General features: G+C 45.3%; 3 protein-coding genes. 2 read left to right on the forward strand and 1 reads right to left on the reverse strand.

Going from position 1 to position 5,208, the window contains the following annotated elements:
• Nucleotides 1-197: 197 nt before the first annotated feature.
• Nucleotides 198-1,769: a 30S ribosomal protein S12 methylthiotransferase RimO gene (gene rimO, locus L0J61_RS09045; protein ID WP_301466118.1), complete on the reverse strand. Its 1,572-nt coding sequence runs from the start codon at nt 1,767-1,769 to the stop codon at nt 198-200.
• 135 nt (nt 1,770-1,904) lie between these two features.
• On the opposite strand from rimO, the gene L0J61_RS09050 reads away from it, so the two are divergent.
• On the forward strand, nt 1,905-3,218 hold the full coding sequence (locus L0J61_RS09050; protein ID WP_301466119.1) for a nitrogen regulation protein NR(II): 1,314 nt from the start codon (nt 1,905-1,907) through the stop codon (nt 3,216-3,218).
• A 106-nt stretch (nt 3,219-3,324) separates the two neighbouring features.
• Complete coding sequence (locus L0J61_RS09055) at nt 3,325-5,085, forward strand: sigma 54-interacting transcriptional regulator (RefSeq protein WP_301466120.1); 1,761 nt, start codon at nt 3,325-3,327, stop codon at nt 5,083-5,085.
• Nucleotides 5,086-5,208 lie beyond the last annotated feature (123 nt).

A 5,208-nucleotide genomic window follows, 5' to 3' on the forward strand; every position in this document is an offset into this window, starting at 1 on the left:
GTTTTTGTCAGACATGAGGTCACCTTGTTATCATTAAATTATAATTAAAGTCAGAAATAAAATACAGAGAGAGAGTGTACTTCGGGTTGCTTATTGCACCCCAATTGACGATAAGTGCATAAAACGCTAAATTGCGCTAATTGTAGCAAAAACTGCCCACAATTGGGCAATTTTCACTCGCATATCCTCAAGAGCTTTTACCCATTATAACTGGCAAACAGATCATACTCGCTTGCCTCGTCGATAGTGACCGTCAAGAACTGCCCGACTTTGACCTGATCGGTAATCTCATCGACGTAGACATGACCATCAATTTCAGGCGCGTCAGCATAGCTGCGACAGATGGCGATACCTTCTGCGCTATCAATCTCATCAACCAATACCATCAAAGTTTTACCGACTTTTTCTTGCAACTTCTGCTCTGAGATATCCTGTTGCAATGCCATCAAGCGCTCATAGCGAGACTGCTTGACCGCTTCCGGCACATGATCTGGCAAATCATTGGCTACTGCACCTTCAACCTCTGAATAAGTAAAGGCGCCCACGCGATCCAGACGGGCTTCAACCAACCAATCAAGCAAACATTGGAAATCCTCTTCTGTCTCACCAGGGAATCCGACGACAAAGGTTGAGCGAATAACGATATCAGGGCATATCTCACGCCATGCTTTAATACGCGCCAAGGTATTTTCGCTATGCGCTGGTCGTTTCATGGCTTTTAAAATACGGTGGCTTGCATGCTGAAACGGGATATCGAGATACGGCAACAGCTTTTTCTCACCCATCAGCTCAACGACTTTATCCACATGTGGGTATGGATAGACATAATGCAGGCGAACCCAAATACCCAATCCATTTAATGCCTGGCATAAATCATAAAATTTCGACTTCAGCGGCATACCATTCCAAAAGCTGGTCTTATATTTCAGATCCAACCCATAAGCAGACGTATCTTGCGAAATAATCAACAGCTCTTTCACGCCAGCATTTTTTAGCGCTACGGCTTCGTTCATTACGTTATCGATCGGACGCGAAACCAAATCTCCACGCAAGCTTGGAATGATGCAGAACGTACAACGATGATTGCAGCCTTCTGATATTTTCAAATAAGCATAGTGGCTAGGGGTAAGTTTAATACCTGCCTCATTGATCAAGTCAATTTTTGGATCGTAATTGCTATCTAGCTCGCGCTTGGGTTTGGGTACATGCTGTGAGACAGCCGTAATCACTTCATCATAAGCATGCGCGCCAGTGACTGACAGCACGGCTGGATGCATTTCACGGATTTTATCCGCCTCTTTACCCAAGCAGCCCGTTACGATGACCTTGCCGTTTTTACTGATGGCTTCACCGATGGCATCGAGTGATTCTTGTACCGCCGACTCAATAAAACCGCAGGTGTTGACCACAACCAAATCAGCGCCATCATAATCGCTGGCGACCTGATAGCCATCACGGCTAAGCTCTGTGATGATTCGCTCACTATCCACCAAAGCTTTTGGGCAGCCAAGCGATACGAAACCAATCTTTGCCGCAGCGCTAACTGGCGCTGTAGATGTCGCAGGTATTGCTGTAGTCACTTGACCACTTTGTTCAATGCTGCAATTTTGGTTATGATTGGCTTTATGGTGAGTGGCTGATGGACTCCGATCTGGCGATGTTGTCGGCTTTGCGGGATCAAAGACAGTGGCAGTATCTTGAGGAGCAGCAGAAGCTGGCTGTGACGTGGTGACGGTCGTATTAACCGAGTCGGTAGAAGTTTTGGGCATGGCTGACCTTGCTAGAGATAAATTGGCTGTGCGCATTGTACGTTTTTTTTGTGAAAATCACCAGTTTTGCCGCCCTACTGTGTTGATTTATGGTTAAATATTCAACTGATAACCTTTCTATTTTAGGCTTTATTCATGACAGCTGAACCAGCAAAAACAAAACTCACACCCAACCCTGCTTTTATGTCACATATATCGCAGCACTTGTTCACTGCTGTCTTGTGGGTCGATGACGATTTGACCATCACATGGCTCAACGCCCAAGCTGAGCAGCTACTGGCTACCAGCACAGGTCGATTACTGGGTCAGTCTATCCTAGCACTGCTCGCACCTGAAGAAGTCATGGCTTCCACTAGCAATGATAAAGACAAATCGAAGAGAACGATAAAATCACGCTTTGCACAAGCCAAAAAGAACCAGCAACCCTTTATCGATCATGACCACCTTATCAACACCTATGTATATAGGAATTTACCTCTCTCCATCGACTATAGTGTGACACCTGTGATCTACGAGGAGGAACACTGCTTTATCATCGAAATGTGGAACAAAGATCGTCAAAGCCGTATTTCTGAAGAGCAACGCCAACAGCAGCAGTACAGCGTTGCCCGTCATATGCTGCGCTCCGTTGCCCACGAAATCAAAAACCCCTTGGCAGGTATCCGCGGGGCAGCACAATTATTACAGCGGCAATTTATTAAGTTTAACGATGCGTCCCGCACCCAGGGTCTTGACGACACTAGCTTACAAAAAAACGCTGAGAAACTGCGTAGTTATACCGATATTATCGTTTCAGAAACAGATCGTTTGACTCACCTAGTTGGACAATTTCTTGGCTCTAATCAACTACCAAACTGGCAGATGATTAATATTCATGAGCCACTAGAACATGTGTTATCGTTGGTTGTGAATCAATATCCTGACGTAACGGTACAGCGTGATTATGACTTATCATTACCTGAGCTCTGCGCAGATGAAGATCAATTGATTCAAGTTTTTTTAAACTTAATTAACAATGCCTGTGAGTCTATGACTGAGTTTGAGGAGGCGCTACAACAGAAATCACCGCAAGAATCTACTAAACCATCCTCAAACGCCACTCAAGGTAACAACCATAACTATCAGCCAACATTAAATATTCAAACACGTGTGGTCTTTCAACACACCATCGCCAGTCAACAACACAAACAAGTCATGCAAGTAACCGTGACTGATAACGGCTCAGGCATTGACCCAGCAATGATTGGGCAGATATTTTTTCCGATGGTCACCAGCCGTGCAGTCGGTACAGGTCTTGGTTTGTCCATTGTACAAGATATTATTAGCCGACATCATGGTATGATTGATGTCGGCTCCACACAACCTAAAGATGACAGTCAAGAAAGGCAAACTCGTTTTTCGCTCTATCTGCCTTTTAATCAACCCTCACTTGAAATAAAAACCAAATAAAGAACGTGAGGCTGCAAATGTGATTGAATGTTCAATACGACCTGATGAGCATAATCTTTATAACTAACATCCAAATAACCAACATCCAACATTGAACGACCAAATAATGACTAATAAAGTAACGACAACCGCCAGCAGTACTACCTCTGATGCTATCCCTGCAACATTATGGCTCATCGACGATGACTCAGCCCTTCGATTGATACTGGCTGATACCTTTGAAGATGCGGGTCTGACCGTCATTAGCTTCACTCAGGCAAAAGCAGCGTGGACACGCCTCAACGATATGTTACAGCAACAGAAGTCCGATCAGCAGCTGCCAGATGTCATATTGACCGATATTCGCATGCCGATGATGGATGGTTTGTCTTTTAGCGATTGGGTGCATCAGCACTTTCCAGATCTGCCGATCGTCATTATGACCGCACACTCTGACCTCACCTCTGCTATCAATAGCTATCAAACGGGCGCTTTTGAATACCTACCCAAACCTTTTGACCTAGATGAAGCGGTCGCAACTATTTACAAGGCTATCAAACATCAGCCAAATGCCACGGCAGAAAATCACACGGAAAATCACACAAAAGAACCTGATAAAATTACAGCGCCTAACGACTCTCCCGAGCCTTTACCGGACGCCCCTGCCAAAAACGCTACGGAACACAAGCCTGCCGACAAAACCAATCACGTTAAAGACAAACCTGCTGCCGATAGTGTCTCCAATGAAAACCCCAGTGGCATCATTGGTCAGTCTCAAGCGATGCAAACAGTGTTTCGAGCGATTGGACGCTTAGCCCACTCACCTATCACCGTTTTGATAACCGGTGAATCAGGTACTGGTAAAGAACTGGTCGCTAGCGCCTTACATCAGCACTCACCGCGTAACGAACAGCCATTTATCGCACTGAATATGGCAGCCATCCCCCACGACTTGATCGAATCTGAGCTATTTGGTCACGAAAAAGGTGCGTTCACCGGTGCAACGACGACTCGTCAGGGTCGATTTGAGCAAGCCAATGGTGGCACACTATTTTTAGATGAAATCGGTGACATGCCTTTTAGTACGCAAACAAGGCTACTTCGCGTACTGGCCAATGGCGAGTTTTATCGAGTCGGTGGTCAAAAACCCGTCAAAGTCGATGTCCGCATCATTGCTGCTACGCACCAAAACTTAGAAGAGTTGGTCAAACAAGGCAAGTTCCGTGAAGATTTATTTTATCGCCTAAATGTCATTCGCTTACCGCTACCACCTTTGCGCACTCGACATGAAGACATTCCAGCATTGGCGACTTACTTCATGCAACGTGCTGCAGATGAAATGAACACCACCGCAAAAAAACTCCACCCAACCGCATTACAAATTATGCAGCACTTCGAATGGCATGGTAATGTCCGCCAGCTTGAAAATGTCTGCTTGTGGTTGACCGTCATGGCCACCGGTGAAACGGTGATGGCTACTGACCTACCACCAGAACTACTAGAAAACATACCTCCGCATTTAGAGGCGCTGCAACAACAGTCTACTGCTGTATCAGAGTCGGCTCAAAACCAACCAAGCCATGATCATATAGACAGTCAACATCATACTGATCACAGCGCCATTGCTCAGCTCCAACCAGTGCCTGAAAACAGCAGCTGGCAGCAGGTATTGGCTGATTGGGCAGAAAATGCTCTCCAGACAGGAAAAGTAGATATTTTACAAACCGCAACACCGGAGTTTGAACGGGTACTGCTAAAAGCCGCACTGAACCATAGCAATGGTAAAAAGATAGAGGCCGCCAAATTACTCGGTTGGGGACGCAATACTTTGACTCGTAAATTGCAACAACTAGACATATCATCCACTGAAGGACGAAATAACTACTAGGGCATGTTGAAAATTCGACCGTGGCACTGCTGACTGCGAATGTTCAACACGCCCTGAGGTTATTAATAATAAAACTCTAAACACCGTTAAAATAAATACATTGATATCAGTGTCTTATATAGA

Source organism: Psychrobacter sp. (genome assembly GCF_030457785.1).
Lineage (GTDB): Bacteria > Pseudomonadota > Gammaproteobacteria > Pseudomonadales > Moraxellaceae > Psychrobacter.

Coding starts and splice junctions, on each gene's coding strand:
- rimO (WP_301466118.1), bottom strand. CDS start 1,769: ATGCCCAAAACTTCTACCGACTCGGTTAATACGACCGTCACCACGTCA.
- L0J61_RS09050 (WP_301466119.1), top strand. CDS start 1,905: ATGACAGCTGAACCAGCAAAAACAAAACTCACACCCAACCCTGCTTTT.
- L0J61_RS09055 (WP_301466120.1), top strand. CDS start 3,325: ATGACTAATAAAGTAACGACAACCGCCAGCAGTACTACCTCTGATGCT.